Genomic DNA, 24889 nt, shown 5'->3' on the forward strand with positions numbered 1-24889 from the left:
CCCTATGATACCTCTGGATCAGGCAGTTGTAGCGCGGCTTGAGAGCCACGGAGAACGGTTTGAAGTGCTTGTCGACCCCGACCAGGCCATGCGTATCCGGCAGGGGGAGGAGATCGACCTCGAGGAGGTCGTTGCAGCCGATTATGTCTTCTCAAACGCCGCTCATGCCGAACGGGCCTCTGACGAGGCCCTCCTGAAAGTCTTCAAGACGACCGAGTTCGAGCCGGCAGCACTCCGGATCATCCAGAAAGGCGAGATCCATCTCACTTCGGAACAGCGCCGCCACCTCATCGCCGGGAAGCGGAACCGGATCATCACGTTCATATCGAGGAACGCGGTCAACCCCCAGACCGGTTTCCCTCACCCCCCGCAGCGCATCGAGCTTGCCATGGAGGAGGCAAGGGTGAACGTCGACCCCTTCAAGTCCGTCGAGGAACAGGTCAAAGAGGTGGTCAAAGCACTCCGGCCCCTTATCCCCATCCGGTTCGAGGAGATCCGCATCGCCGTGAAGATCCCGGCGGATTATGCCGCGAGGGCCTACGGCGAGCTCCAGAGCGCGGTGACGCTCGAGCAGAACGAGTGGCAGAAGGACGGTTCCTGGATCGCCGTCGTCAGAATTCCGGCAGGTATCCAGGAAGAGTTCTACGACCTGGTTAACAAGATCTCCCGGGGAAATGCAGAGACCCGGATCATCGAACGCAAGTCGTGAGTAACTATATTAATCGACAGCACAAAAATTAGAGGACATATAAGAGGTACGCGAAATGGCAAGGCGCAAACAGAGTGCCAAGGGCAGGGTAGTCGGAAGTTCAGGGCGGTTTGGTCCGCGGTATGGCCGGTTTATCCGGAAGAGAATAAACCAGCTCGAGCAGGTCTCCCGCGCGAGCCACGCGTGCCCCCGCTGCGACCAGAAAGCGGTCCGGCGTGAGGGTACCGGGATCTGGGCGTGCCGCAAGTGCGGGTTTAAGTTTGCAGGCGGAAGTTACGTCCCCGAGACGCCGGTGATGCGCGTCGCTCTCCGGAGCATCGAGCGCTCGCTGCAGAAGGAGGGCTAACCGGTCGTGGCCGCCTATAAGTGCGCTCGTTGCAAGCAGAAAGTGGAGATCGACGTCAATATACGCTGTCCTTACTGTGGACACCGTATCCTCTTCAAAGAGCGCGGGGCCGGCATAAAAGATCTGAAGGCCCGATGACGGTCGTCACAACGTCACGTAAGCCGCTCCCTGAGGTGCGCTCCCTCTCCCGGGATCTGGCGTTTGCGATCGGCGCCGAGTATGTCACCCGTGGCAAGGCGGGCATGGGTGACCTCTTCTCCCGTGACGGTTCGGTCGTGATCGTCTCAAAATCAGGTCCTTTTTTTCTCATCCAGACCTTTGTAAATGGTGAGGCAGTGACGGAGATCGCTCTCCGGTCGTTCACCGTCGAAGAACGAACCGGGGGGATCGCCCGCGGGCTCTTCATCTCCGATCGCCCCGTATACGAGGCGCTCAAGGACCAGATCGACGCGGTGTTTGCCGGCGAGACCCTCCCGGGACACCGGATCGTCTTTGACGGGACGCAGCGGAGACGCTATACCCTGGAGGTTGTCCCGTGACGCATACGGCGGTCTTTTCGTTCACGACCGGCGATGCGCGTGCCCTCTACCTCTCCGTCTGCCAGGAGATGGACGACGTGGGGGGGCGGTCGTCCGTCCGCGTACGGCTCGCGGGCGACGATACGCTCCTCCTCGAGGTGACTGCCGCCGATATACCGGCGCTCCGTGCGGCCCTCAACACCTGGCTGCGGCTGATCAATATAGCGATCGAGATGCGGGAGATCGCCGCCCCGTAACGATGCCAGGACCGGCAACAGCCGGCGACAACGTTCTCCCCCCTGAACCCTCACCTTTTATGGGTTCCACGCCCTATCATGTAGAGAATGGACAGAGGGCCGCGAAGGCCCCTGTCTGCCACCCGAAATCATGTTACTGATCCCCGTCCCATTCAAGGAGGATTGATGAATATGGAGAGTATTCCACCGAAAGTCCAGAACCAGCTGGCGATGCTCCAGCAGATGCAGCAGCAGATGCAGACTGTGGTCTCACAGAAAGCGCAGTACGAACTGACGATCCGCGAAGCCAGGCGGGCGGTCGAGGATCTCGGCGACGTCCCCGAGGATGCGGCGGTCTTCATGAACGTCGGCAGCGTCATGATGCAGAAGAGCAGGGAACAGGTGCTCGCTTCCTTAAACGAGCGGATCGAGACGCTCGAACTCCGGGTCAAGTCACTTGAAAAGCAGGAGAAGGCCCTGCAGGGCAGGTTCGAGCAGCTCTCCTCACAGATCCGGGGAGCGCTGGAAGGCAAACAGCAGCCTCCCGGCGCCGCCTGAACCCGGATTTTTTTATCGAGCGAGAAGGAGTGAGATATTCACTCTTCCCGCCTTTTGTCGTTCTTCTGCGTCCGGCAGACGAGGTTGATCGCGTTGATCACCGCCTCGACCGATGCGAGGATGATGTCGTCGCTTGAGGCGCTGGCATCGAATACCCGGCCCCGCTCGTCTTCGACGGTGATGGTGACGTGCCCGAGGGCATCGGTGCCCCCGGAGATCGCCTCGATGTTGAACTCCTTCAAGTGGACCGGGGCCGGGATGATCCCGAGGATCGCCCGGACGGCCGCATCCACCGGCCCGTTGCCGATGCTCGAGAAGACGTGCTCAACTCCCTCGACGGTCGCCCTGACGCTCGCCGTCGGGATGACGTGGTTGCCGGTCATGACGGCGACGTCCCGGAGTTCCAGGGTCTTCTCGTCGGGAGCAACCTGCATGACGCTCTCCGCGATCTCGTAGAGGTCCGCGTCCGTCACCCGCTTGCCCTTGCCGGCAATCGCCTTCACGCGCAGGATGATCTCGTCGAGCTGCGCGTCGTCGGGCTCCATGTGCGCCTCGGCGAGCATCTGCCTGACCGCATGCCTGCCGGCGTGTTTGCCGAGTTTCAGCCTGCGGCGGTGACCGACCATCTCCGGTGTCATGATCCCGGGCTCGAAGGTGTCCGACCGCGTGATCACGCCGTGGGAGTGGATCCCGCTCTCGTGGGCGAAGGCGTTCTCGCCGACGACCGGTTGTATGGCGGGGATGCTCATCCCGGCGTAGCGTGAGACGAGCCTTGAGGTCTCGACGAGGCTTGTCGTCCTGATGCCGGTCTCGATCCCGTAGATGGATGAGAGGATCATCACCGTCTGCGCGAGATCGGCGTTCCCCGCCCGTTCGCCGATGCCGTTCACCGTCACCTGCACCTGGGAGGCGCCGCCCTCGACCGCCGCGATGGTGTTTGCCACCGCAAGCCCGAAGTCGTTGTGGCAGTGGACGTCGATCGGGCAGTTTACCTCCCGGCCGATCCGGGTGATGAGGTGTTTCATGGCTGTCGGGGTGATCACGCCGACGGTATCGGGGACGTTGATGATCGTCGCTCCCGCATCCACCGCGACGCGGTAGACCTCCATCAGGTAATCCCAGTCGGTCCTCGTGGCGTCCATGGCGGAGAACATACACTGGCCGACGTGGTCGCGGACGTACGTGATGATGTCGCCGGTGGCCGCGAGGACCTGTTCACGGGTCTTTCTGATGGTGTACTCGCGCTGGACGTCGGACGTCGGGATGAAGACGTGGACCATATCGACGTCGCAGTCGATGCACGCATCGACATCGGCCGGGAGCGATCGCGCGAGGCCGCATACCTGCGCGGACAGATCGAGGCCCCTGATGGCTCTGACGATCTCGTGCTCGGCTGCGGAGGACGCGGGAAAGCCCGCTTCGATGGTGTGGACTCCTATGTTCGAGAGATGCTCTGCAATACCGAGTTTCTCTTCACGCGTGAATGAGATGCCCGGTGTTTGTTCACCGTCGCGCAATGTGGTGTCGAAAACAGTGACGTTCTTTTTCGCACGGCTATCGGTGAAGAAGACAGTACGCTTCAGCGTTCCTGGGTGCTTCAGCGTTTGTAGGGTTCATACTTACTCATTATCAGAGGTTGTATATATACTCTGAGCCCCGGGCCGTGCAACGCCCCGGCGATTCGGCGAAATCTTTAATAACAACCCCCGACAACATTATTAGAGCAGAAACCCGCCTTAACTCAGACTGGTAGAGTGCGCGGCTGTAGTATAGTCTTCGCTCTCGGGCGAACTGCGCGGCTACCGCGATGTCCCCGGTTCGAATCCGGGAGGCGGGATCCACCCATCAAAAGTGCCCAGGTAGTGTAGTGGCCTATCATGACGGCCTGTCACGCCGTCGACACGGATTCGAATTCCGTCCTGGGCGTCATTTTCTCCCATTTTCAAAGGAAGAGCAGAGCGTATCTTCCGTCCACCGGCAGAGGAAAAACCGCCCTTTGCCTCCGGGAATAGGCCGGAAACTGTCACGGGTTTACCGGATAATCGTGAACTGCGCCGATCCGGTAACCGCACGATGAGATACTGTTAAATATTAGATCTTATTTTTATTTTCCAGATAAAATATATATACCTGAATGCTGTATCCGGTGCCATGCACGCTCTGGTAAAATGGATTGAGAGTGATCCCGTATTCGAGACTCTGGGGGCGCTCATCGTCGGGACCGGTATCCTGCTTCTTGCAGGCCTGATACTATATGCCTGGGGATATCTGATCTGACGGCATGCCGCGGCCGCCGGGATACTGCACCGTATGGCGGCTCCCGGCGGCGGCCCGGAATACTCGTGCGGCGGTATTCCCGGCGCGGTCTGAGCCGGGCCGGGCACCCTGCGGAGAGCCTGCCGGTGCCGCCCTCGCCCGTGCGATGCGCCGGGCACCGGCCGCCTGAAGCCGAATGATCAACCCTTATCACAACTCCGCCTCAACGTGTGATGCGAGCGGTTACGACCCGCGGATGTGACTTGAGATGACCCACGCTATGCTGCCGGAGACCGGAGACGAACACCCGCATGAGCATGACCTGCAACCTCTCCTTTCCCGGCTCTTTGACCCGGACAAGGTTGTGCGGGCACAGGCCGTGCAGGGGCTTGCAGCGATTGGAAGACCCGCCGTGCCTGCCTGCATCGCCTTACTGCAGGACGCCGACTGGAGGGTGCGCTACCGTGCGGCGGAGGCTCTCGGCCTGATCGGCGACGGCGAGGCGTATACGCCCTCGTTGCCGCACTCGGCGACGGAAAAGACCATGTCCGCTACATGGCGGCGAAGGGGCTCGGGCTGCTCGGCGACCCCGGGCGGTTGCACGCCCGGGGCGATGCAGCGCGACGAGAACGAGTTCGTGCGGCGGAGCGCCGCCCGCTCCCTCGGCATGATCGGCGGCGCGGAGGCGATCGGCCTGCTTCGTGCGGCGCTCGGGGACGAGGCGACCGAAGGCGTCCGTGCGGCAATCCTTGCGGCCCTCCGCGATGCGGGAGTCGAGGGTGCCTGACACATTTCCCGGCCCGGGCGTGTTTAACGGGTGCGGATGGCGATGCAGTCTCTCGCGAAGAGCCGAAGCCGCGAAAGGAGTTGCAAGTAACCAGACACCAGAATTCGCGTTCTTCGCGGCTTCGCGTGAGTTAGTGCATCGATTCTCAATTGCCGGCACTCTCACCGGAGGAGATCATCGATCGTGTTTCGCACCGCCCGGGCGTTTGCATCCCCGGGCACGGATTTTCCCGGGTATTCCCGTGCACCGTCCCCGCCCCCTCCGGGGCGGGGGCTTTGAGGAGGAACGATGCGAGTACCCCACCTGCGGGAGGGGAAACCCCCGGTCCCTCCCTCCATGGCGATATCCCCATGGTCCACTCCTGGGGAGATCCCGGAGGAGAACCGGATACGGCTCATCCCGGGCTATCCCTATCCCCGCACTGCACCCCGGGAGGGGCGGGGGAGGAGGCCGGGCGGGGTGGGGGACAGAGAAGAGCGCTATGGGTGGAGGGGACGAAGGCCAGATCTGGCCCGTTAGTTTGGAATCACTGCATTAGTGGATGGGGATAACGATACGGCCTCTCGCGAAGAGCCGCGAAGCCGCGAAGCCGCGAAGGTGAGCCTACATCGCTACAGCAGATCATAGTGAACCAGGGGCCTGTTTCTGCACCTTAACCCCGGATATAAGCCCGTCATCCTCTCGCGACGATCACCGTGATGTTGTCGGTGCTTCCCGCGTCCTTCGCGGCATCGATCAGTCTCCGGCATGCCGTATCGGGTTCGTCGGCGAGCACGATCTCCTGGATGACACCTGCCGGGACATAGTCGTGGAGCCCGTCCGAACTGAGCACCAGGACCGCCCCGGCGATCTCCGCGAAGTCGAGGTCGACCCATACCCCGGCCGAGAGGCCGAGCGCCTGGGTCAGGATGTTCTTCCCGGGTGGAGCATCGCCTCGGCGGGGGAGAGAACCCCGCGTCCACCAGGCCCTGCACGTAACTCTGGTCGCGCGTATGCCAGACAGACGACGGTGTGATGACGTATGCCCTGCTGTCGCCGACGGTGCCGATCCAGCACCTCCTGGAGCCGTCAACGATCGCCGCCGAGAGGGTTGTTCCAGCGTTCAGGCGGTTCTCCTGGTTATATGCGTATATCCCGGCGTTTACGCGCTGGAATGCCTGTTCGAGCACTGCGGCGGGTTTTAGCCCTGGAAGGCATTCGCCTGCGGTCACTTCCAGGACCCGGATCGCCATCCTGCTCGCAACATCCCCGCGGGCATGCCCCCCGAGCCCGTCCGCGACGGCGTACACGGAGTACCCGGCCGCTTCGCCGGCAAAGAACGCGTCCTCGTTCTGCTCCCGCCCGCCGATGTCGCTCACTGCCGCGTATCGGAGCCCTGGCCTTTCCTTCACGTATACCACTCTGGGTGTCCGGGCGAATAGCCTTTTGGTGCTTGATCTCCCGCGGGAGACCGGTCCTCCCTCACCATCGCCATTCTCCTTTTCCGGGGGGAAAGGAGGGGCGTCAATGCCGGAGTTACGGGGATCGGGACCCGGGTTTGAAGACAGAGACCGATCCTGTACCGGCAGGGTATGGAAGATCGTACCCGCCCGGCGCCGGAGAGGCACAGAAGACGGGAGAGTATCTGTTCGTGCGGCTCAGCGGCTACGCTTACCCCCGCCGCCATGTCCCGCCGCATCTGCGGCGACGGCGTGATGCGGACTGACCGTGCCGACGTATCCTGCGTGGGCAAGTGAAACGGCAGCGTTGATGATCCCGATCTGTGAGAACGACTGCGGGAAGTTGCCCATATGGGTTCCGGTCGCCGGCTGGATCTCTTCGGCGTAGAGGCCGAGCGGACTCGCGCGTGCAAGGAGGTTCTGGAACATCCGGTGCGCCTCCCCTGTGCGCCCGGCACGCATCAGCGCGTTGATGAGCCAGGTCGTGCAGACGACGAAAGACCCTTCCTTCCCGGTCACGCCTTCCGGGGCGTCGATGTAGCGATAGCAGAGGCCATCGACGACAAGGTGCTCAAGCGTCGCATCTATCGTCGAGAGCATCCGCGGGTCATCTCCCCTGATGAAGTTGATGGTGGAGAGGCGCAGGTTCGCGGCATCGAGGTGCTCGTCTTCGTACGACTGTTTGAATGCGCCCAGCGCATCGCTCCATCCCTTGTTGAGCACTTCCTCGTGGATCATGTCACGTTCGCGGCGCCAGACTTCAATGTCGCCCGGGAGCCGCATCTCTTCCGCGATCTCGATCCCGCAGTCGAGGGCGAACCACATCATGGCTTTACTGTAGACGAAATGCCGCACGCCGCCCCTGACCTCCCAGAGCCCGCTATCACGGTCATGCCAGTGCCGGGTCACCCAGTCGAGCATCTGCCGCATCGTCTCCCAGAGCGGCGTCGGATCGTATTTCCCGATCCGCCAGGCGAACTGAATGGCTCCCATGACTTCGCCGTAGACGTCGAGTTGTTCCTGGACCGCCGCCTGATTCCCGATCCTCACCGGCCGGGAGTCCCGGTATCCCCTGAAGTGGTCGAGCACCTCTTCGGCGGTTCCGCTCTCCGGGACAATCGGATACAGGGTCGAGATGCCCGTCCCCTTCAGTTTGACCGTGCGCACGAGCCAGTCGAAGAACGGTTGTTCATCGTCGAGGTACCCGGCAAGGAGGAGTGCGTACAGCGTGAACGATGCATCGCGTATCCAGGTGAAGCGGTAATCCCAGTTTCGCTCGCCGCCGAAGGTCTCCGGAAGGGATGTCGTCGGCGCGGCAACGATGGCCCCGGATGGTTCGTAGGTCATCAACTTGAGGGTGAGAGCGCTACGGATCACGGTATCGCGATACGGTCCTTCGTACGTGCAGGCGCCGCTCCAGTTCCGCCAGTAATCGGTCGTCGCCTTCAGGGCATCTGCCGGGCCGAGCTGCGGCAGGGTGGCATCATCCTCCGTTGCGAGCGTGAAATCTGCCGTTTCACCCGCGCGAAGCGTGACCCGGCAGGCCAGTGCTTCGCCTGCATCGTCTGCCTCCCATATCGCCGGTCCAGTGAGCGTATATCCCCCAAACGTCGCCTGATTCCCATGAAGTGCAAACTCCGGGGGCGTGCGGGCGTAGTTCGGCCGGGGCAGGCAGCTTGAGATAACCCTGACCTTCCCGTCGGTGCATTCCGCGATGCGTATAATCCTGCCGGGAGCCGGAAGCCGGCGGAGCCGGGCAACACTTGCGATGTCCATGAAGTCCCGGATAACCACGGTTCCACCGGTGCACTGGAAGGTCGTCTCAAGGATGTTCGTCGCCTCCCGATACCGGTGCGAACTCTCGAACGGTTCCTCCGGCTGTACGCTCCAGTAGCCACCGCGGTCGGGATCGAGGATCCGGGCAAAGAGCGATGGAGAATCGAACCTATGGAAGCAGAGCCAGTCGACGGACCCTCTGCTGCTGATGAGCGCCGCGGTGTGCCCGTTCCCGATCACCCCGTAGTCCTCGATCGGCCGGTACTCGTCACGGGGCTGCACGGGCGTCTGCGATTGGATCTGGTCGGACATATCAATCACGTGGTCGCGCTACACCTTTCAGTTCACGGGGGTGCCTGCCGGCCCTGAAGTGTTCTTCGATCTCTTCGAGCGTGAGCCCTTTCGTCTCGGGCACCAGCCTGAGGACGAAGAACCACGCAATGATGCTCACGAGTGCATAGAGCCAGAAGACGCCGGCCTGATCCAGTATTCCGACCAGCGTCAGGAACGTCAGGGTGATGAGGAAGTTCGCGGCCCAGTTGGCGACGGTTGCGACGCTCATGGCCCGTCCCCGCACATTGAGCGGGTAGATCTCAGCAATCAGCAGCCAGAACACCGGCCCGAGGCCGATAGCGAACGAGGCGATGTATGCCGTCAGGCTGACCGCGGTGATCAGCCCGAGGAGACTCCCGCCCTGCACCGCTCCGCTGAAAGCAAACCCGGCCCCGAGTACGGCGAGACTTACGGCCATGCCCGCGATCCCTGCAAGGAGAAGAGGACGGCGCCCCGTCCGGTCGATGAGCACGACAGCGGCGGCGGTGGCGAGGACGTTCACGGTGCCGACGCCCGCAGTCGCCGCGATCGAAGCACCGGCAGAATGCAGCCCTGCAAACTGGAAGATTGTCGGGGCGTAGTAGATGACGGTGTTGATGCCGGTCAGCTGCTGCAGGACGGCCAGGCCGAGACCGACGATCAGGGGCATTCGCACCGACGGCGCCAGCAGGTCCGACCATCTGCCGCCTTTTTGCGCCTTAATCGACTTCCTGATATCGTCGAGTTCGCCTGATACCTCCCTGGTTCCGCGGATCTTTTGGAGAACGGCGGTTGCCCGGTCTGTCTGCTGCCGGGACGCGAGCCACCGGGGACTGTCCGGGAGCAGGAGCATTCCGACGAGGAGAACCGCGGCCGGCACCGCACCTAAAGCGAACATGGCACGCCAGTCGCCGCTTGAAGAGAAGAGGTAATCAACCCCGTAGGAGATGAGGATCCCGAGCGTGATGAAGAGCTGGTTGATCGATACCATGCCGCCGCGGAGTGCCGAAGGCGCAATCTCCGATATATAGAGAGGGACGACGAACGACGCGACGCCGATGGCCATACCGATCAGCACGCGGCCGGCGAGGAAGACAGGCAGGCCTGCTGCAACGACGACGATCCCGGTGCCTGCAAGGAACGCGGCCGACGCGGCGATGATCGAGAGGCGCCGCCCGGCCCTGTCGGCAAGGAGGCCGCCGGCGATCGCGCCCAGGATTGCGCCGACGAGCACCGAACTGGTCGCGATCTCTTCCAGGGTCGGCGGGAGAGCAAACTCGCTGGTTATGAAGAGGATCGCCCCGGAAATGACTCCCGTATCGTACCCGAAGAGGATTCCTCCGACGGCCGCCACTGCAACGGCGATGGAGACGAATAGCGTGAGGGCCGTCCTCTTCACCGTTCCGCCCTGTGTTTTCATACTTCGCTCCCTGCTTAATGCGTGAACCGGTTTCTCAGGGGCAGATTAACCTGAAACAGACATATATCCCGGGACGAGGCGCGTACTGCATCCCGTACCTCCGCAGTACCCGGGTCCTGCGTTCGGCGGTTTCTCTTCGGGTGACGGATGCTTCATCCGCACCTACATAAATATAGTGATGGAACGCGCCCGGCGGGATCGAGACTCAACCGGCCCCGGAAGGGCCGGGGTCGCTCTCCGCCGCCTTTCCCATCCGTTTCGTGACCCATGGGGCCGGACGACTCGTGTGCTCAGATGTTGAGGGGGTTCTGGAGTAACTAAGGGAACCCGCGGGAAAGCCCGTTCTCTCTGGCGCACTCAATAGCGTACGCATACTCCCGCGCCGTGATCGGGCGCTGCAGCGCCGCAAGCACCGGGCTCCTCCCCCCTTCGGCCGCCCTCCATGCCGGGTGGTACTGGGCCATGATGTTCACGTAGGAGTCCCGCGAGATCTCCTCGGCGATGAACTTCATCACGATCTCGCTGTTTGCAAGGTTCCCCGGGAGCACCAGGTGACGGATGATCATGCCCCGCACCGCGATACCGTCGGCATCGACGACAAGGTCCCCGACCTGCCGGTGCATCTCCGCGAGCGCGGCCTGCATGCGGGCGGTGTAACCAGGGGCATGGGAGAGTTCCCACGCCACGTCGTCGCGCCCGTACTTCGCATCCGGCATGTAGATATCGATGACGCCGTCAAGGAGCCGGAGGGTCTCCACGGAGTCGTAGCCCCCGCTGTTGTAGACCAGCGGGAGGGAAAGGCCGCGATCGGCGGCTATGGCGACCGCGCGGAGGATCTGGGGGACGACGTGCGAGGGGGAGACGAAGTTGATGTTGTGGCACCGGCGTTCCTGCAGGCGAAGCATGATCCCCGCGAGGTCTTCGCACGAGACCGCCGTGCCGATGCCGCACTGGCTGATCGAGAAGTTCTGGCAGAACTCGCAGCGCATGTTGCAGCCTGCAAAGAAGATCGTCCCCGACCCGTTCCTCCCGACGAGCGGCGATTCTTCGCCGAAATGCGGGCTGTAACTCGAAACCATTGGGAGGAGGCCGGTCCTGCAGAACCCCAGTTCGCCTTCGATACGGTTCACACGGCACTCCTGGGGGCAGACGACGCAGTCGCGGAGCACCTCGTGCGCCCGGCGTGCCCGCTCCTCCAGTTCGCCGCTCCCGGATAAGTGCAGGTACCCGGGCCGTTGTGATCGTTGTGCTTCGGCCATGATCCTTCCCTGGGCGTGAAACAGAAGAAAGTTTACCTCGCGGTGGACGATGCGGCGGCGGGAGGGTGGGTGAAGAGCGCCGGGCGAATGCCTCGTGCCGCTGCGGCGCCGAACACCGGCATCACGGTTTGCCTCGAATACTATTTCCTGTTTCCCCCGCCGGGCAAAGAATTATTTTAGTAACGTTTATATCCTGGGTGACAAATTCCTCATTACCGTATGCCCGGCGAACGTACCCGTGCGCGCAGCCGCACACAGAGAATCCCTCCCGGCGGGGTGATCGCCGTTCTCGTCATCATCGGCATAGCCGTCGTCTGGGGTGGAGAGATCTCTTCATCGGTCGGGGCGCTGGTTGCCGGGCTGCCGGGCACGCCCGGCTCCCTTCAGGCCACCGCCGAAGACCTGGAGACGGGGCAAAAGACTATTAATTACCCGTATGTCGTCCGCGGTAAGCCGGGCATGATCCGGTTCGACGCCTACCGGGGTGTCAACGACTACCTCTCCACGAAGTACCCCGCCTCGTACGACGACGAGCGCGAATACTGGCTCCAGTTCGTCGACGAGAGCATCCAGGGCCGGTACCTCAAAGACCTGGCCCGGAGCATCCGGGCGGCGGAGGAGAAACCCGACGACCAGGTGCGGGCCGCGATCAGCATGGTGCAGCAGATCCCCTACATCGATTACCCATTCGATACACTCGCCAAGTACCCCTACCACGTGCTCTACCACCAGAACGGGGACTGTGACGAGAAGTCGCTCCTGCTCGCGTATCTTCTCCGGGAGCTGGGGTACGGCGTTGCGGTCCTGCGCTTTGAGCAGGAGCAGCACATGGTCGTGGGCATCAGGGCGCCTGCCCGGTACTGCTACGGGAAGACGGGCTACGCATTCATTGAGACCACCGTCCCGGCCATTCCGACCGATGCAGGAGGGGACTATGCCGGGGCCGGAAGGTTGAGGTCGGCCCCGGAGGTCTTCGTCGTGGCGGACGGGGACTCCTTTGAGGGGATCTGGCGGGAGCATACCGATGCTGCCGAGTGGAACAGGATCCGGGGCATGGATAGCGCGTTAGACCAGTATACCTACGGGCGGTACCGGAACCTGGCCCAGTGGTACGGGATGCCGTATTAGGGCCCGGCCGCCGGGTGCCACAAAGAGGGCACCGAAACTCCCTCTCAGGCGCTGGAACGTCTCCGCAGACGACCGCGGCCTCTCGCACACCCATGCCGCGCTCCTGATGGTCGCCATCACGGTCATCCTCGCCATCCTCCTCCTCCTGATGCTGCTCGGGATGATCCCCTCGTGGTCGTGGGCGGAGCCTCCGCTGCCCCCGATCGTCATCACCGAGATCGTCCACACCGATGCGGGGACGACCTGTGCAAGCCGGGTCTACCTCCTCAACAACGGCAGCACGGTCTACGAGAACGATTGCCTGAGAGCGGTCTTTTACCGGGACGGCCAGAGGTTCTGCACCATCTCGACCTTGAACGGCCACCGCTTCATCTCGTCGCACCATATCGGGTCGCAACACCTCAAAGGCCCGGGTTGCCGCTCCCATTACTGGAACCCGGGCGAGGTTATGGAGGTCAACCTTAATAATGATACTCTCCCCCCGGGCGTGATGGTCACCGTGGAGATCGTGGACAGGCTGACGGGGAAGGTGGTATCGAAGCACACCGTCCGGGCATGACCGCGAAGACATGTATTTGTACCGGCACACGCCTAAAGGAGAGTTATGTTCAAGACGATACTTGCGGCGGTCGACGGGTCGGAGATCAGCCACCGTGCACTCGAAGAGGCGCTGGCGATCGCCCGTGCGATGCAGGCCTCCATGCACGTCGTGCATGTCATCCCGACCGGAGCATACCCTGTACTGACCCCGAACGAGATCGAGCCCCCCGATATAGCGCGGCAGGCGCTCCTTGATTCGCTCGAACGGGAGGCGGACAGGATCCTTGCCGACGCAGAACGGCAGGCGGCCGCTGCCGGCCTCCGGATAACCGTCCATAAGCACAGGGGCCATCCGGGAGCCGGGATAACCGCACTGGCGCAGGAACTCGGCGCCGACCTGACCGTTGTCGGGTCACACGGCAGGAGCCGGATCGACCGCTTCTTCCTCGGGAGCGTCAGCTCCTACGTCGTCGACCACGCGAGTTCGACGGTCATGATCGTCAGGGGCTGACGACCCCGCCGCACAGGGCCGACCGGACGACGCCGCGGGCGACGAGCCGCGCCACCCTGAGCGGTTCGGGCACCCGCCCTTCGTGCGTGAAGTCGTTGCAGAGCCTTGCCGCATCGCTGGGGGAGATGCCACAGGGGCGGATGAAGAGCGTATACCCGGTATGGAGCCGGACGGGCGTCCGGTCGCCGAGCCGCCGGTATGCCGCGAGCCGGTCGGGATCGTCCGGGAAGTGGTGGCGGATATCGTCTGCAAGCCCCTCCGACTCCTCGTAGGTGGCGACGATGACGGGTAAACCGGTCGCCTCCTGCACCGCCCCCGGATCGATGATGTTGTACCAGGCGATGACGCACCCGCTGATCATGAGGAGGTTGATGTCCCGGCGTGCAAGACCGGCAACAAGCCGGACGACCGCATCGGTCGCATCCGACCCCCCGACAGTCACCCGGGTGAAGGCCGCCCCGTCGATCAGGAGGTCTTTTCGCATCACGACGCCGGCAAGGGTGGATTGCTCCCGCCCCGAGTAGCTCTCGGCGATACCGAGAGCACGGAGCCCCGGTTTGGCTGCGTGCATGCGAAGTCCTTATGTTGCTCAATCGGATATAGTACACCGATGAACATCGAGCGAGATGAGGTCTGTATCTTCATTCCCACGCTGAATGAGGCCCCGACGATCGCTGAACTGGTCAAGGGGTTTAAGGAGCGTGGTTTTCGGCACGTACTCGTCATGGACGGGAACAGCACCGACGGAACGCCCGATATCGCCCGGTCTGCCGGAGCGGTCGTCCGGACACAGACGGGCAGGGGGAAGGGCAACGCCATCATCGAGGCCGTGGCGATCATCGATAAGCCCTACGTGCTCATGCTCGACGGCGACGGCACCTACGCGCCGGACGATGCGGAGCGGATGCTCGACCCGCTCGGCCTCGGGTTCGACCACGTCATCGGCGACCGGCTCGGCAGCCCCGACGGGAAAGCATTCACCCGGTTAAACCTCATCGGCAACCAGATCCTCAACCTCATGTTCAAACTCGCACACGGAAGAGACCTCCGCGACATCCTCTCCGGCTACCGCGCCTTTACCCTCCCCTCGATCCGGCAGATGACCCTCAAAGAGGCGGGGTTCGAGATCGAGACGGAGATGGCGGTCGAGGCGGTGAGGCACGGGCAGCGGATCGCGGTCGTCCCGGTCCGGTACCTCGCGCGGCCCGGCACCGTCACCAAGTTAAACCCCCTCCAGGACGGCGCGAGGATCTTCTCGACCATATACCGGCTTGCAAAGATGAACAACCCGATCTTTTACTTCGGGATCATCGGCCTCTTCATATCGCTTGCCGGGGGCGTCATCGGCGTCTACGTCGTCCTTGAATGGCTCAGGAACATCGAACACCTGCCGCTCACCATCCTCACGGTCCTCCTGATCACCATAGGGTTTCAGATCTTCATGTTCGGGGTCATCAGCGATATGCTTCTAGGGTTCCACCGCGAGACGATCCGCCAGATCGAGCAGTTGCAGGACGTCTCAAAGCCGCCCCGATAGGAAGAGGATCCGGCAGGCGTACTCGGCGACCGACGTGTAGATGTACGCCTCATCGAGCGTTTTTCCGGCGGCAAACGTCCCGTGTCCCCGGACGATGACGATATGGCCGCGACAGAGCGCTTCCGCGACGTTGTGTGCGATCTCGTCGGTTCCCGGGTTCCCTGAGACGACCGGGATCTCCGGGCAGAGCATCCCTCCCTCGCTGTCGGCGGGTCGGATGAAGTCGGCATCGAGCGAGGCGGCGACGGCGTGGACCGGGTGGGCGTGGACGATCGCGTGGTGCGGTGTCACCCGGTAGACCGCCCGGTGAACCCGGTACTCGCTTGAGGCTTCGCGCGGGGCGTCGCCCACATCAGGCACATAGGCCGGCGTCTCCCGGGCGTCGAGGTAAGCACCGGTCCGGGTGATGGAGAACCCGCCCTCCGCCCGCATGCTCATGTTTCCAAAATTTGCTCCGACAAGCCCTTCGAGAAAGAGGCGTTTTCCTATCCGTTCAAACTCCTGGTCAAGCATCTTCTGCACCCGGACTTCCTTGCAGAATACGTTGGCGTGCCCGGGGATATGTGCATGCCCCTCCGGCAGGGGGCAGGTGCCGGAGCCGGGATTTCCCCGGAGTTCGTCCCCGGCGGCACTCCGCTCCGTCCCTCGCCCCGCCCGGCACCACTCTCAAATCGGGTCGACAGCCCCCCCCCGCTTCGTAGGGGATACCTATACGCCCTTCTCCGGCAGCCCCCCCGCCCGCGCTATGCGCTCTCATGCCCCTCCCGGGAGAGCGGGGGCAGTGTTTGCGATATCCAGGGAAGGCCGTATCCGGTTCTTCCCGGATCTCCCCGTGCAGTGGATCGTGGTGGCTATCGCCGGGGAGGGACCGGGGCAGGGGGGCAGTGCTTGCGATATCCGGTGGGAAGCCGTGCCCGGGGGTGCAAACTCACCGGCAGTGCGAAACAGATCGATACCCTCCTCCGTTGGTAGTGCCGGTAATTGAGAATCGATGCACCAGCCTCACACGACGTCCGGATCGTTGCTGGCAATCCCTTTCGCGGCCTCTCGTGCCGAACGCACGGGCCAATGGCGCAGCCTCGCCCGAAGTCCGCGAAGAGAGTGTGAAACAGCGGATGCCGGGGCCCACCGTCGGCCGTCTGCACCCCTGCGCGGAGAGGGGAGATGGACGGAGGAAGCGGCATCTCCCCGGGCCGGTTTTCCGGGCCGGGAGGGGGGACCCCGCACTCTTCCGCACAGACACCGGAAAAATAGCGTGACCTTATACGAACCTGATGCCGACGTCCCTCATCCTGTTGAAGCGGGCGATGTTGAGGAGGAGGGGCGTGACGCTCTCGACGATGGATGCGGCTGCAAGTGGGCCCGCATCATAGGCGCGGAGGCTTGATATGCTGTTGATGAGGTCCATCACGGTCTGCTTCGCACCGTCGTCATCGCAGCAGACGGCGACGGAGTAGTCCAGCTCCTCGTCGAGCATCTGCCACCTGTTTGCGGCAATGTTGTTGAACGCGGCACAGACGGTCGCACTTTCGGGGAGCATCCCCTTGATCATCACCGCGGCGGAGCCCTCCGGGGGAGGAGCGTAGTAGAAGTAGGTCGTGCGCTCAATCGGGTTGACGGGACTGACGACGATCTTCTCCTCAAACCCCGTCAGGGATTTCAGGGTGGGGGCCACGTGCTTGAACGGTATCGCAAGAACGACGATCTCCGCCTCATCGACCGCACGCTGGTTGGTGACGCCGGCAAGGCTGCATTCCAGACCCCGCACCTGCAGGGCCTCCCGGCAGGTTTCGCAGGTTGCAATCGCCTTTGTCTCCTCGCGCGACCCCACGATCACATCGTACTTCGAAGAGAGCCGGAGCGCCATGCCCTCCCCGATATCGCCGGTTCCACCAACGATGCCGATCTTCACTGCCCCACCAGCGGCTTTAAGATGCTCTCAAGACTCTTGAGGTCCTGGACTCCCACCAGCTTCCGGACGAGGACCCCGTCTTTCTCGATGATAAGGGTGGGTACGAACTGAATGTCGTATTTCGCGGCATACTGCCGCGTCTGTTCGGAGTCGACGCCGACATCGATCTTTCTGATATCGACCTGGTCGCCCATTCTCTTTTTGAGCTCATCGATGATCGGTGACTGCTGGTGGCACGGACCGCACCACTCGGCAAAGAAGTCCATTAAAACCGGTTTTCCCATAAGGCTATACCCCATTCACACATTGTGTGTGAACGGGGCAATAAAGGTTGTTGTTCTGCAGCCAACAGAGCGTTTTGTATGCAGGATTCGGGCAAAAGGAGGCGTGAGACTGGTGTACCGTGAGTAAGCCCCGCCTGGTGGCGAAAAATGGAGGGTTGTTATTTTGAGAGGATCTCCATGATAACCTTCCCGTACGCCGGCCTCGTGACCAGGATACCGATCATGGTGCCGAGTATGGTGATGATGGCAAATCCTCTCAAGGTGGAGAGATCCATCAGCGCCAGCGGGAGCATGGCGATGATGACCGTCGCCGCAGCAATGGCGATGATCCCGAACGCCCGCCCGTACCGCTTCATGTAGAGGTTCGGCGATGGGACACGCCCTTCGTGGAGAACCTCGTCCGTGATGATGACGAGCTGGTCGATGCCGGTACCGATCACTGCTATCAGGCCTGCTATGGAGGCGAGATCGAGTTGCTGGATGAACCGGGCGATGCCGAGCAGGATAATGATCTCGGAGAGGTTGATCGCAAGCATCGGGATCACGATCGAGGGCTCGCGGTACCGGTAGTAGACGACGACCCCCACAGTGAGGAGCGCGAGTAGCCCGGCAATGGCGACCGTCGTCTTGAAGTGCTCGCCGAGCGCCGCCGGGACCGACCCGGATCCGACGACGTTCACCTTCACCGGCAGGGCGCCGGCGCGCAGGTGGATCTCGAGCGTCATCGCATCCTCAAGCCCCGCATCGCCGGTCCCGGTGCTCGCGGAGAGCGACCTGACCGGGGCCGACCGGAGTCCCGCCGCAAGGTCGCCGGAGAGCGGGGCGCTGTAGACGGTCTTGTTATCGAGGAGCATCACGAGGTTGTGAGCGTTCGGGTTGTCGACCGCCCCATACCTGAGGGCAGCATCCCGGAAGGCCTGGGCGCCCGCATCGGAGAGCGTGAACCCGACACCCCATGCCTGGGTCTCGGGGCTCCTCTGCGGCACGCCGACGCTGGTGATCTGGTCCCCGTAGAGGACATGCTCGGTCTCGTTTCCGGTTGTCTGGATCCGGATCTCGAACATACCCTGTTTGCCGACGATCTCCTGCGCCGTCGCCATATCCACCCCGGCGAGTTCTATCCGCACGTACTGCGGGTACTCGCTTCCCGTCGGGGTGAGGAGGTTGATCCGCGCGTCCTGCATACCGAGGGCATTCACCTTGTCGTTGAGGATCCGTTTCACCTCATCTGCGGTGAAGGAGGATACGCCTTCCTGGTAGCCGACGATCTTCGCATCGGATGCTGCGAATAGCGGTTCGAGGTCGGCGCGCGAGACGCCCTTTCTGATCTCCAGGTGGTTTTCGTCGATCTGGATGACGTCCGCTTCGAGGCTCTTCTGAAGGTTCTCGATGAGGTCCCCGACCGGTTTGTCGGTCGAATAGGCCACGACCACGGACTGGAACTCCATCTGCAGCCATGAACCGCCCTGGAGGTCGAGGCCGAACTGGAGGTTCCCCTCAAGCCCGTTCGCCGGGTTTGGGGGGGTGAGGTAGATGCCGATGAGGGAGCCGGCGACCAGCACGATCAGCAGGGCAACCCGCCAGTCCTTGATGAGGTGCACGATGGTTTCGCTCTTCATTTCTTACCGCCCCTGAGGATGTACTCCTTGAGAATCCCGGCGTTCAGCATCCAGGTATTCATCAGGTCGACGAAGAGCCCGATGAGGAGGACGCTTGCGATCTCGCTGATGATCTGGACCTGCCCCGCCGTGGAGACGACCCACATGGCGGCGATGGCCGCAAGCGTCGTGGTCGTCATGATGATCCCGGTCCTGAAGGCCCCGGCGAGTTTCTCGTCAAGCTTCCCCTTGCGCTTCAGGAGGCGCGTGGTCAGCAGGATATCACTGTCGACGGAGTAGCCGATCAGCATCAGCAGGGCCGCCGTCGTCCCGAGGGAGAGCGGGATGCCGATGATCTGCATGATCGCGGCGGTGACGGCGATGTCGGCAAAGGCCGACAGGACGACCGCACCCGCCGGTACCAGGTTCCGGAACGCTATGACGACCACGACGGACATCCCGATGAACGAGAAGAGCAGGGCGAGGAAAGCCTGGCCCTGGAGCGTCTTCCCGAACGTCTCGCCGATCTGGTCCACCTTTGCATCGGGATACTTCTCGTTGATGAGCGCAACGAGGCTCTGGTACCGGGCGTCGTCCATGGGGCCGAACTGGATGTACTTCCCGCCGCCGATCCCCTCACCCACCGATAGAAGCGGGTACCCGGCGAATGTCGCCTCTATTGTCTCTCTGCTGTCAGAGGTGAATGCGGTGACCGCCGTTCCTCCCGCAAAGTCGATGCCCGGTTTCAAGGGCAGGCCGGTGGTGAGCGTGGTGTAGCCAAGCACGATCCCGGCAAGGAGGAGGAGAACGAGGGGCAGCGCTACCATCTGCCGCGGAGAGTATTTGTTGATGTCGTATCTGGCAAATTCCATGCTGTATTAGTGTACGATTGTGATAGGTTAAAGGGTTGCTCATGGATATAAGGCGGGAATCGGGTTTCTCTCGCTGTGGGGCTGCATTGTCCCGATACCCCCCGGAGGAGGGGGTCCGGGCGCCCCATAGATCCCCCTGTCGTCCGCTCCGGCGGCGGCACTGCGGGAGGGTGCGCCGGGGAGGGAACCATGCGGGCAGATATCGCCTGAAACGGGGATTTGACCCCGGATAGGCACTGTTAAGGTTAACGGGGTTTCCATAACCGCCCGCATCCCATTCTGTCAGACAATTGTCGTCCTCCTGGCATAATCTCCGATTAAATGAGCGAAAAGAAAAGATATATATAAAATACCGAATCACAAGCACATATGAGATCACCCTATGAGCTCAAAAATGAGATAGAAGCTCGACTCAAAGGTTATCTCTCACGGGACCGGGACGGAATCCGGCACGAACTGCTCAAACTCTTCGTAAAAGTGAAATCCCTGACCATACCCCAGATCTACGGGAGGTTGCAGGAGCAGTTCTCCATCAGTTACCACTCCGTCGCATCCATGGTAGGCATCATCGCGTCCCGGATAGGCATCCTGCATGTGAGACGGAACGCGGACGGAACGAACACGATCTACGAGTTGAAGGACCAGTACGTGGATGTGGTGGCAAACATCCTGGTGACCACATAGATTCAAAACCATACCCTTTTTTTTACCCAGAACCAACATGAAGGACTACCATGCAGAGCGATACCAGGGAGCCGGGACAGTCACGGAGCATATACGTCACAGACGACGTCCGGTCATACATCCTCCAGAGGAAACGCGATTTCCGGGTCAGCACGTCCTGCAGCGGCCCGATTCTCCTGCCGACGTCGGTGAAACCGCCCAAACCGACCGACCTGCAGGTCCCGGTCGGCGACTATACCGTCTACATCTCGAAGTACCAGGCGCGCTACGTCGACGCCATCCACCGGGGCATGATTCCCATATTCTTTGAAGATTTTTAAGCCATGAGTTTTGAAGAACTGGACCATACCGCCGACGTCCTCATGCGGGTACGGGGCGCAACCATAACGGAGCTCTTCGCCGACGCAGGCCGGGCCATGTTCCACGTGATGTACGGCCCCTGCGAGGACCGGGGTGTCGAACGACGGTTCTCCCTTGAGGCGGAGGACCTTGAATCCCTCCTCATCGACTACCTCTCGGAACTGCTCTTCATCACCGACGTCGAGAACATCGTCTTCTGCACCTTTGATCTCGATATCCAGGGCACCCGGCTCTCCGCAACCGCCAGGGGCGAACCCTTCGACCCCGCGCGGCACTCCGCAGGGGCGCTTATCAAGGGAATATCCTACTTCGGGCTCGAAATCGTTAAAGAAGAGGAGGCCTATGCTGTGGATATCATCTTCGATATCTGAGGGATCGATATGCTTGAAGGAATCAATAAGATCGGAGACCTCGAGTGGGAGGTCCCCATCGGATACGTCGCCAACATGCGGGTACCGGGACGTTTCTTCCTCTCCCGGGCCCTCGCGGAGACGCTCGAGGAAGGGGCCGTCCGCCAGCTCGCGAACGTCGCAACCCTGCCCGGGATTGTGAAACATTCACTTGCCATGCCCGATATCCACTGGGGGTACGGGTTTCCCATCGGCGGTGTCGCGGCGTTCGACATGACCGAGGGCGTCATATCGCCCGGCGGGGTCGGGTTCGACATCAACTGCGGCGTCCGGTTGATCACGACGCCTCTCTCCGAGGCTGATCTCGCCGGCAGGAAACGGGACCTGATCGAGAGGCTTTTTGCCGCCGTGCCGACGGGCGTGGGTGCAAAGAGCACCCTGCGGGTCTCGAACAGGGAGCTCTCCGAGGTCATGGTGAACGGCGCGCGGTGGGCGGTTGAACGCGGGTTCGGCACCGGGGCGGACCTTGCCCGGTGTGAGGAAGAAGGCGCGATGCCGGGTGCGGACCCGGACGCGGTCAGCGCCAAGGCGCGCCAGCGGGGCGCGCCGCAGCTCGGGACGCTCGGCGCCGGCAACCACTTCCTCGAGATCCAGGTGGTGAAGGAGATCGTCGACCCGGAGGCGGCACGGGTCTTCGGGATTGTCGAGGGGCAGGTCTGTTTCATGGTCCACTGCGGTTCACGGGGTCTCGGCCACCAGGTCGCCACCGACCACTTACGGATACTCGAGAGCGCGCTCGGGAAGTACCGGATACAACTCCCCGACCGGCAGCTCGCCTGCGCTCCGGTCGACTCCCCGGAAGGCCGCGCTTACTACGGCGGCATGGCCTCTGCTGCAAACTACGCCTGGGCAAACCGGCAGGTCATCATGCACGAGGCCCGGAAGGTCTTTGCGGAGATGTACGGGATCGACTACGACGAGATGCGGCTCGTCTACGACGTCGCGCACAACGTCGCCAAGTTCGAGCGCCACGACGTCGACGGCGCGCAGGCGGAGGTCTGCGTCCACCGCAAAGGCGCGACGCGGGCGTTCGGGCCGGGCGCCCCGGGGATCCCCCACGCGTATGCCGCGGTCGGGCAGCCGGTCCTCATCCCCGGGAGCATGGGGACGTCCTCCTACCTCCTCCACGGCACGACGACCGCGATGCAGAAGACCTGGGGGAGCACCTGCCACGGCGCCGGCCGGGTGCTCAGCCGGTCGAAGGCGAAGAAAGAGGTCCGGGGGAAGGAACTCCGGCTGCAACTTGCAGAAGAAGGCATCCTGGTGCGTGCTTCCCACGACTCCGTCCTCGCGGAGGAGGCGCCCGAGGTGTATAAGCCGAGCCATGAAGTGGTGCGCGTCGTACACGAAGCGGGTCTGTCGGGCATCGTCGCCCGGTTAAACCCGCTCGGGGTGATCAAGGGGTGACCTGCAGGGTCGGGCTGCTCTGGGACAGCCCTCTCATGTTCTCGCGGCTTATCGAGGATTGCGGCGCCTGCTGCGAGATGGTCAACCCCTACATGCTCGCCTCCCCCTTCTGGCGGGGGCGGTTTGTTGCGCTCATCGTGCCGACCGGGTTTGCAAACCCGGCCTACTCAAACCTCCTCCCGGCACTCCGGGCCTCCGAGGGGCGCATCCGGCGTTTCGTCGAGAACGGGGGGCGGCTGCTCGCCTTCGGCGCGGGGTGCCCGCGGGAAGACGCCTACGACTGGCTCCCGTTCCCAGTGACCTACTCGTTCGGATACGGGCCGCGTGCCGTCCGGTTCGCCGGGGAGAGCCGGTACGCCTCCCTGCTTGCGGGGTACGATCCTGCCGCCGTCGAATGCGACGGGTCCTTCCCTGCCCACGGGGGTGAAACCCTTGCCGCCTCGGCGGCCGGCGAGGCGCTTCTCGTCGGAAAAGCGATCGGCGACGGCATGATCCTGATCTCCAGCATCCATGAATACCCGTCGCGCGAATTCATCAGGGAGTTCGCCTGCGGCGAGAGGGAAACCTTATTCTAGCTATAACATGATGAAAAGTATGGATATGGCCATGGAGCAATACGTCATCTCTGCCTCCTCGACAGCGCGCGATCTCGCTCCCGTCATGATGTGCATCCATGATCTGCTCGGCCGTCTGCCCGTCACGGCGCGGTCCCGTGATCATCCGGGGATCAGGATCGAGGAAGGGAAGGTCATCGACCAGGCCTACACGGGCCCCATCCTCGAGGAGGTCCTGGCCGAAAACACGGTGAAGCGGGTCAGACCCCCCACAGGCCCTTACCGGGGCATTCCGGTGGTGGTAGCGCCGGTGAGAGACGGCAACGGCGGGGCTATCGGTGCGATCGGCATCGTCGATGTGACCGGCATCTTTGATCTGGCGGGCTTTATGGAGCAGAACGCGGGAGTCAGGAAGCAGGTATGCGGCGAGGACCCGTGCCCGCTCCCGACTGAGTCGCCTGCAGCGAAAAGGTAATGCACATGAAGGACACGGCAATCAATGTACTGAAGATTCTCGAGGAATCTCCCGGCCCGATATCGGGCGAGCGGATCGCAGAGCAACTGGGTATCACTCGATCGGCCGTCTGGAAACAGGTGCGGGAACTCCGGCGGCTGGGATACGGCATTGCATCGTCCCGCGCAGAGGGTTATCGCCTTGAGTCGACGACCAGTAAACTCCTCCCGTACGAGATCCATAAACGGCTCCGCACCCGGTTCATCGGAAAGCAGATCCGCCACTTCGATCGCACCGCCTCGACGAGCTGGGTCGCAAAGCAGCTTGCAAGCGAGACCGATCCCGAGAAACTGCACGGCATGGTGATCATCGCCGAAGAGCAGACCGGCGGGGTCGGCAGGCTCGGGCGCGCCTGGGTCTCGCCTGCCGGCGGCATCTGGATCACCATCGTCTTGAAACCGAAGATACCCCTCGACCACCTCTTCATGATCACCATGGCCGGGGCGATCGCGATCGCCCGCGCCATCAGGAAAGAGTACAACATCAGTGCGCTCATCAAGTGGCCCAACGACATCTTCGCCGGGGATAAGAAGGTCGGCGGGCTGCTCCTGGAACTCGCCGCGGAGGCGGATACCGTCCATTACGGCCTTCTCGGGATAGGGATCGACGCAAACATATCGCTTGCCGACCTCCCGCCGAACCTGAAAGATACGGTGACCTCGCTCGAGGCGGAGGTCGGTCACGAAGTCGACCGCGTGGCGCTTCTTGCCCGGGTCCTGCGGGAGTTTGAACTGCGCTACCAGCAGCTCGAGGATGGCGAGTACGACTCCATCATCCGCGAGTGGAAGAGCCTCTCCCTGACGCTCGACCAGCGGGTGGCCATCAGGACCATCAACAAGACCTTTGAAGGGGTGGCGATCGATATCGACGACCACGGCGCCCTGATCATCCGCAAGGATAACGGGAGAATAGAGCGGGTTATCGCCGGCGACTGCTTCCAGCTCTAGCGTTCCGGGTCATGT

30 protein-coding genes and 2 tRNA genes are annotated in these 24889 nt (G+C 62.5%); 21 read left to right on the forward strand and 11 right to left on the reverse strand.

The window, feature by feature from the left end; all coding sequences use genetic code 11:
- The first annotated feature begins 4 nt into the window (after positions 1–4).
- The 6 genes from QZ408_RS01200 to QZ408_RS01225 all read left to right on the forward strand — a co-directional run bounded on the left by QZ408_RS01200 (position 5) and on the right by QZ408_RS01225 (position 2367).
- Positions 5–709, forward strand: coding sequence for a ribosome assembly factor SBDS (locus QZ408_RS01200; RefSeq protein WP_292488999.1), 705 nt, complete (start codon positions 5–7; stop codon positions 707–709).
- 55 nt (positions 710–764) lie between these two features.
- Positions 765–1055, forward strand: coding sequence for a 50S ribosomal protein L37ae (locus QZ408_RS01205; protein WP_292489000.1), 291 nt, complete (start codon positions 765–767; stop codon positions 1053–1055).
- Positions 1056–1061: 6 nt separating this feature from the next.
- A complete protein-coding gene (locus tag QZ408_RS01210) occupies positions 1062–1193 on the forward strand; it encodes a DNA-directed RNA polymerase subunit P (protein ID WP_011844513.1) in 132 nt (43 codons plus the stop codon).
- Positions 1190–1594, forward strand: coding sequence for a hypothetical protein (locus QZ408_RS01215; protein WP_292489001.1), 405 nt, complete (start codon positions 1190–1192; stop codon positions 1592–1594). The genes QZ408_RS01210 and QZ408_RS01215 overlap by 4 nt, the downstream gene beginning before the upstream one ends.
- Positions 1591–1830 (forward strand): KEOPS complex subunit Pcc1, encoded by a 240-nt coding sequence (locus QZ408_RS01220; protein WP_292489002.1) that lies wholly within the window; start codon positions 1591–1593, stop codon positions 1828–1830. The genes QZ408_RS01215 and QZ408_RS01220 overlap by 4 nt, the downstream gene beginning before the upstream one ends.
- A gap of 171 nt (positions 1831–2001) precedes the next feature.
- Entirely contained in the window at positions 2002–2367 is a 366-nt protein-coding gene (locus QZ408_RS01225) for a prefoldin subunit beta (RefSeq protein WP_292489003.1), read from the forward strand.
- A gap of 38 nt (positions 2368–2405) precedes the next feature.
- Here QZ408_RS01225 and QZ408_RS01230 read toward each other — a convergent pair whose 3' ends face one another.
- On the reverse strand, positions 2406–3950 hold the full coding sequence (locus tag QZ408_RS01230) for a 2-isopropylmalate synthase (RefSeq protein WP_292489233.1): 1545 nt from the start codon (positions 3948–3950) through the stop codon (positions 2406–2408).
- Positions 3951–4097: 147 nt separating this feature from the next.
- Here QZ408_RS01230 and QZ408_RS01235 point away from each other — a divergent pair.
- The 4 genes from QZ408_RS01235 to QZ408_RS01250 all read left to right on the forward strand — a co-directional run bounded on the left by QZ408_RS01235 (position 4098) and on the right by QZ408_RS01250 (position 5410).
- Positions 4098–4204, forward strand: a tRNA-Tyr gene (locus QZ408_RS01235).
- 16 nt (positions 4205–4220) lie between these two features.
- Positions 4221–4293, forward strand: a tRNA-Asp gene (locus QZ408_RS01240).
- Positions 4294–4518: 225 nt separating this feature from the next.
- Positions 4519–4644: a hypothetical protein gene (locus QZ408_RS01245; protein WP_292489004.1), complete on the forward strand. Its 126-nt coding sequence runs from the start codon at positions 4519–4521 to the stop codon at positions 4642–4644.
- Between the two features lie 247 nt (positions 4645–4891).
- On the forward strand, positions 4892–5410 hold the full coding sequence (locus QZ408_RS01250; protein WP_292489006.1) for a HEAT repeat domain-containing protein: 519 nt from the start codon (positions 4892–4894) through the stop codon (positions 5408–5410).
- Positions 5411–6021: 611 nt separating this feature from the next.
- Here the strand turns inward: QZ408_RS01250 and QZ408_RS01255 are convergent.
- The 4 genes from QZ408_RS01255 to QZ408_RS01270 all read right to left on the reverse strand — a co-directional run bounded on the left by QZ408_RS01255 (position 6022) and on the right by QZ408_RS01270 (position 11616).
- Complete coding sequence (locus tag QZ408_RS01255; RefSeq protein ID WP_365995295.1) at positions 6022–7017, reverse strand: protein phosphatase 2C domain-containing protein; 996 nt, start codon at positions 7015–7017, stop codon at positions 6022–6024.
- 30 nt (positions 7018–7047) lie between these two features.
- Positions 7048–8937 (reverse strand): glycoside hydrolase family 15 protein, encoded by a 1890-nt coding sequence (locus tag QZ408_RS01260; protein ID WP_292489008.1) that lies wholly within the window; start codon positions 8935–8937, stop codon positions 7048–7050.
- A 1-nt stretch (position 8938) separates the two neighbouring features.
- The gene (locus QZ408_RS01265; RefSeq protein ID WP_292489010.1) at positions 8939–10357 is read right to left on the reverse strand and encodes a sugar porter family MFS transporter; all 1419 of its coding nucleotides are present in this window, start codon (positions 10355–10357) and stop codon (positions 8939–8941) included.
- 317 nt (positions 10358–10674) lie between these two features.
- Positions 10675–11616, reverse strand: a complete 942-nt coding sequence (locus QZ408_RS01270; RefSeq protein ID WP_292489012.1) for a radical SAM protein — start codon at positions 11614–11616, stop codon at positions 10675–10677.
- 219 nt (positions 11617–11835) lie between these two features.
- Here QZ408_RS01270 and QZ408_RS01275 point away from each other — a divergent pair, with 219 nt between their 5' ends.
- The 3 genes from QZ408_RS01275 (at position 11836) to QZ408_RS01285 (ending at position 13795) form a co-directional block, all read left to right on the forward strand.
- Positions 11836–12744, forward strand: coding sequence for a transglutaminase domain-containing protein (locus tag QZ408_RS01275; protein WP_292489014.1), 909 nt, complete (start codon positions 11836–11838; stop codon positions 12742–12744).
- 106 nt (positions 12745–12850) lie between these two features.
- Positions 12851–13303 (forward strand): type IV pilin, encoded by a 453-nt coding sequence (locus tag QZ408_RS01280; RefSeq protein WP_292489016.1) that lies wholly within the window; start codon positions 12851–12853, stop codon positions 13301–13303.
- A 45-nt stretch (positions 13304–13348) separates the two neighbouring features.
- Positions 13349–13795 (forward strand): universal stress protein, encoded by a 447-nt coding sequence (locus QZ408_RS01285; RefSeq protein WP_292489018.1) that lies wholly within the window; start codon positions 13349–13351, stop codon positions 13793–13795.
- On the opposite strand, the gene QZ408_RS01290 is transcribed toward QZ408_RS01285, so the two are convergent.
- Positions 13785–14366: a DUF99 family protein gene (locus tag QZ408_RS01290; RefSeq protein WP_292489020.1), complete on the reverse strand. Its 582-nt coding sequence runs from the start codon at positions 14364–14366 to the stop codon at positions 13785–13787. The two genes, QZ408_RS01285 and QZ408_RS01290, sit on opposite strands and share 11 nt — an antisense overlap.
- Before the next feature lie 39 nt (positions 14367–14405).
- Here QZ408_RS01290 and aglJ point away from each other — a divergent pair, with 39 nt between their 5' ends.
- Positions 14406–15332 (forward strand): S-layer glycoprotein N-glycosyltransferase AglJ, encoded by a 927-nt coding sequence (aglJ, locus tag QZ408_RS01295; protein WP_292489022.1) that lies wholly within the window; start codon positions 14406–14408, stop codon positions 15330–15332.
- On the opposite strand, the gene QZ408_RS01300 is transcribed toward aglJ, so the two are convergent.
- The 5 genes from QZ408_RS01300 to QZ408_RS01320 form a co-directional block, all read right to left on the reverse strand.
- On the reverse strand, positions 15315–15845 hold the full coding sequence (locus QZ408_RS01300; protein ID WP_292489024.1) for an aldolase: 531 nt from the start codon (positions 15843–15845) through the stop codon (positions 15315–15317). The genes aglJ and QZ408_RS01300 overlap by 18 nt on opposite strands.
- 748 nt (positions 15846–16593) lie before the next feature.
- Positions 16594–17244, reverse strand: coding sequence for an NADPH-dependent F420 reductase (npdG, locus tag QZ408_RS01305; RefSeq protein WP_292489026.1), 651 nt, complete (start codon positions 17242–17244; stop codon positions 16594–16596).
- Positions 17241–17528: a thioredoxin domain-containing protein gene (locus tag QZ408_RS01310; RefSeq protein WP_292489237.1), complete on the reverse strand. Its 288-nt coding sequence runs from the start codon at positions 17526–17528 to the stop codon at positions 17241–17243. Before QZ408_RS01310 ends, npdG begins: the two co-directional genes overlap by 4 nt.
- A 158-nt stretch (positions 17529–17686) precedes the next feature.
- Positions 17687–19147, reverse strand: coding sequence for a preprotein translocase subunit SecD (locus QZ408_RS01315; protein ID WP_292489028.1), 1461 nt, complete (start codon positions 19145–19147; stop codon positions 17687–17689).
- On the reverse strand, positions 19144–19998 hold the full coding sequence (locus QZ408_RS01320; RefSeq protein ID WP_292489030.1) for a protein translocase subunit SecF: 855 nt from the start codon (positions 19996–19998) through the stop codon (positions 19144–19146). Before QZ408_RS01320 ends, QZ408_RS01315 begins: the two co-directional genes overlap by 4 nt.
- Positions 19999–20367: 369 nt before the next feature.
- Between QZ408_RS01320 and QZ408_RS01325 the strand changes: the two genes are divergently transcribed.
- Genes QZ408_RS01325 through QZ408_RS01355 form a run of 7 tightly spaced genes read left to right on the forward strand, consistent with a single transcriptional unit; the run spans position 20368 to position 24874 of the window.
- On the forward strand, positions 20368–20682 hold the full coding sequence (locus QZ408_RS01325; protein WP_292489032.1) for a DUF2551 domain-containing protein: 315 nt from the start codon (positions 20368–20370) through the stop codon (positions 20680–20682).
- 50 nt (positions 20683–20732) lie between these two features.
- A complete protein-coding gene (locus QZ408_RS01330) occupies positions 20733–21002 on the forward strand; it encodes a hypothetical protein (protein WP_292489034.1) in 270 nt (89 codons plus the stop codon).
- Positions 21003–21005: 3 nt separating this feature from the next.
- Entirely contained in the window at positions 21006–21413 is a 408-nt protein-coding gene (locus QZ408_RS01335; protein WP_292489036.1) for an archease, read from the forward strand.
- A gap of 9 nt (positions 21414–21422) precedes the next feature.
- Entirely contained in the window at positions 21423–22859 is a 1437-nt protein-coding gene (locus QZ408_RS01340; RefSeq protein WP_292489038.1) for an RtcB family protein, read from the forward strand.
- Complete coding sequence (locus tag QZ408_RS01345; RefSeq protein ID WP_292489040.1) at positions 22856–23434, forward strand: hypothetical protein; 579 nt, start codon at positions 22856–22858, stop codon at positions 23432–23434. Before QZ408_RS01340 ends, QZ408_RS01345 begins: the two co-directional genes overlap by 4 nt.
- A 31-nt stretch (positions 23435–23465) precedes the next feature.
- Complete coding sequence (locus tag QZ408_RS01350) at positions 23466–23888, forward strand: DUF2111 domain-containing protein (protein ID WP_292489239.1); 423 nt, start codon at positions 23466–23468, stop codon at positions 23886–23888.
- Positions 23889–23893: 5 nt separating this feature from the next.
- Positions 23894–24874 (forward strand): biotin--[acetyl-CoA-carboxylase] ligase, encoded by a 981-nt coding sequence (locus tag QZ408_RS01355; RefSeq protein WP_292489041.1) that lies wholly within the window; start codon positions 23894–23896, stop codon positions 24872–24874.
- Positions 24875–24889: the final 15 nt, after the last annotated feature.

The sequence above is a fragment of the Methanoculleus sp. 10 genome (assembly GCF_913757945.1).
Lineage (GTDB): Archaea > Halobacteriota > Methanomicrobia > Methanomicrobiales > Methanoculleaceae > Methanoculleus.

Bases quoted from the DNA above. Each gene is read 5' to 3' on its own strand.
- QZ408_RS01250 (WP_292489006.1), top strand. From the start codon at position 4,892: ATGACCCACGCTATGCTGCCGGAGACCGGAGACGAACACCCGCATGAG.
- QZ408_RS01200 (WP_292488999.1), top strand. From the start codon at position 5: ATGATACCTCTGGATCAGGCAGTTGTAGCGCGGCTTGAGAGCCACGGA.
- QZ408_RS01310 (WP_292489237.1), bottom strand. From the start codon at position 17,528: ATGGGAAAACCGGTTTTAATGGACTTCTTTGCCGAGTGGTGCGGTCCG.
- QZ408_RS01280 (WP_292489016.1), top strand. From the start codon at position 12,851: ATGGTCGCCATCACGGTCATCCTCGCCATCCTCCTCCTCCTGATGCTG.
- QZ408_RS01215 (WP_292489001.1), top strand. From the start codon at position 1,190: ATGACGGTCGTCACAACGTCACGTAAGCCGCTCCCTGAGGTGCGCTCC.
- QZ408_RS01330 (WP_292489034.1), top strand. From the start codon at position 20,733: ATGCAGAGCGATACCAGGGAGCCGGGACAGTCACGGAGCATATACGTC.
- QZ408_RS01260 (WP_292489008.1), bottom strand. From the start codon at position 8,937: ATGTCCGACCAGATCCAATCGCAGACGCCCGTGCAGCCCCGTGACGAG.
- QZ408_RS01325 (WP_292489032.1), top strand. From the start codon at position 20,368: ATGAGATCACCCTATGAGCTCAAAAATGAGATAGAAGCTCGACTCAAA.
- QZ408_RS01335 (WP_292489036.1), top strand. From the start codon at position 21,006: ATGAGTTTTGAAGAACTGGACCATACCGCCGACGTCCTCATGCGGGTA.
- QZ408_RS01270 (WP_292489012.1), bottom strand. From the start codon at position 11,616: ATGGCCGAAGCACAACGATCACAACGGCCCGGGTACCTGCACTTATCC.
- QZ408_RS01265 (WP_292489010.1), bottom strand. From the start codon at position 10,357: ATGAAAACACAGGGCGGAACGGTGAAGAGGACGGCCCTCACGCTATTC.
- QZ408_RS01205 (WP_292489000.1), top strand. From the start codon at position 765: ATGGCAAGGCGCAAACAGAGTGCCAAGGGCAGGGTAGTCGGAAGTTCA.
- aglJ (WP_292489022.1), top strand. From the start codon at position 14,406: ATGAACATCGAGCGAGATGAGGTCTGTATCTTCATTCCCACGCTGAAT.
- QZ408_RS01245 (WP_292489004.1), top strand. From the start codon at position 4,519: ATGCACGCTCTGGTAAAATGGATTGAGAGTGATCCCGTATTCGAGACT.
- QZ408_RS01355 (WP_292489041.1), top strand. From the start codon at position 23,894: ATGAAGGACACGGCAATCAATGTACTGAAGATTCTCGAGGAATCTCCC.
- QZ408_RS01350 (WP_292489239.1), top strand. From the start codon at position 23,466: ATGGAGCAATACGTCATCTCTGCCTCCTCGACAGCGCGCGATCTCGCT.
- QZ408_RS01290 (WP_292489020.1), bottom strand. From the start codon at position 14,366: ATGCACGCAGCCAAACCGGGGCTCCGTGCTCTCGGTATCGCCGAGAGC.
- QZ408_RS01300 (WP_292489024.1), bottom strand. From the start codon at position 15,845: ATGCTTGACCAGGAGTTTGAACGGATAGGAAAACGCCTCTTTCTCGAA.
- QZ408_RS01315 (WP_292489028.1), bottom strand. From the start codon at position 19,147: ATGAAGAGCGAAACCATCGTGCACCTCATCAAGGACTGGCGGGTTGCC.
- QZ408_RS01340 (WP_292489038.1), top strand. From the start codon at position 21,423: ATGCTTGAAGGAATCAATAAGATCGGAGACCTCGAGTGGGAGGTCCCC.
- QZ408_RS01285 (WP_292489018.1), top strand. From the start codon at position 13,349: ATGTTCAAGACGATACTTGCGGCGGTCGACGGGTCGGAGATCAGCCAC.
- QZ408_RS01275 (WP_292489014.1), top strand. From the start codon at position 11,836: ATGCCCGGCGAACGTACCCGTGCGCGCAGCCGCACACAGAGAATCCCT.
- QZ408_RS01320 (WP_292489030.1), bottom strand. From the start codon at position 19,998: ATGGAATTTGCCAGATACGACATCAACAAATACTCTCCGCGGCAGATG.
- QZ408_RS01225 (WP_292489003.1), top strand. From the start codon at position 2,002: ATGGAGAGTATTCCACCGAAAGTCCAGAACCAGCTGGCGATGCTCCAG.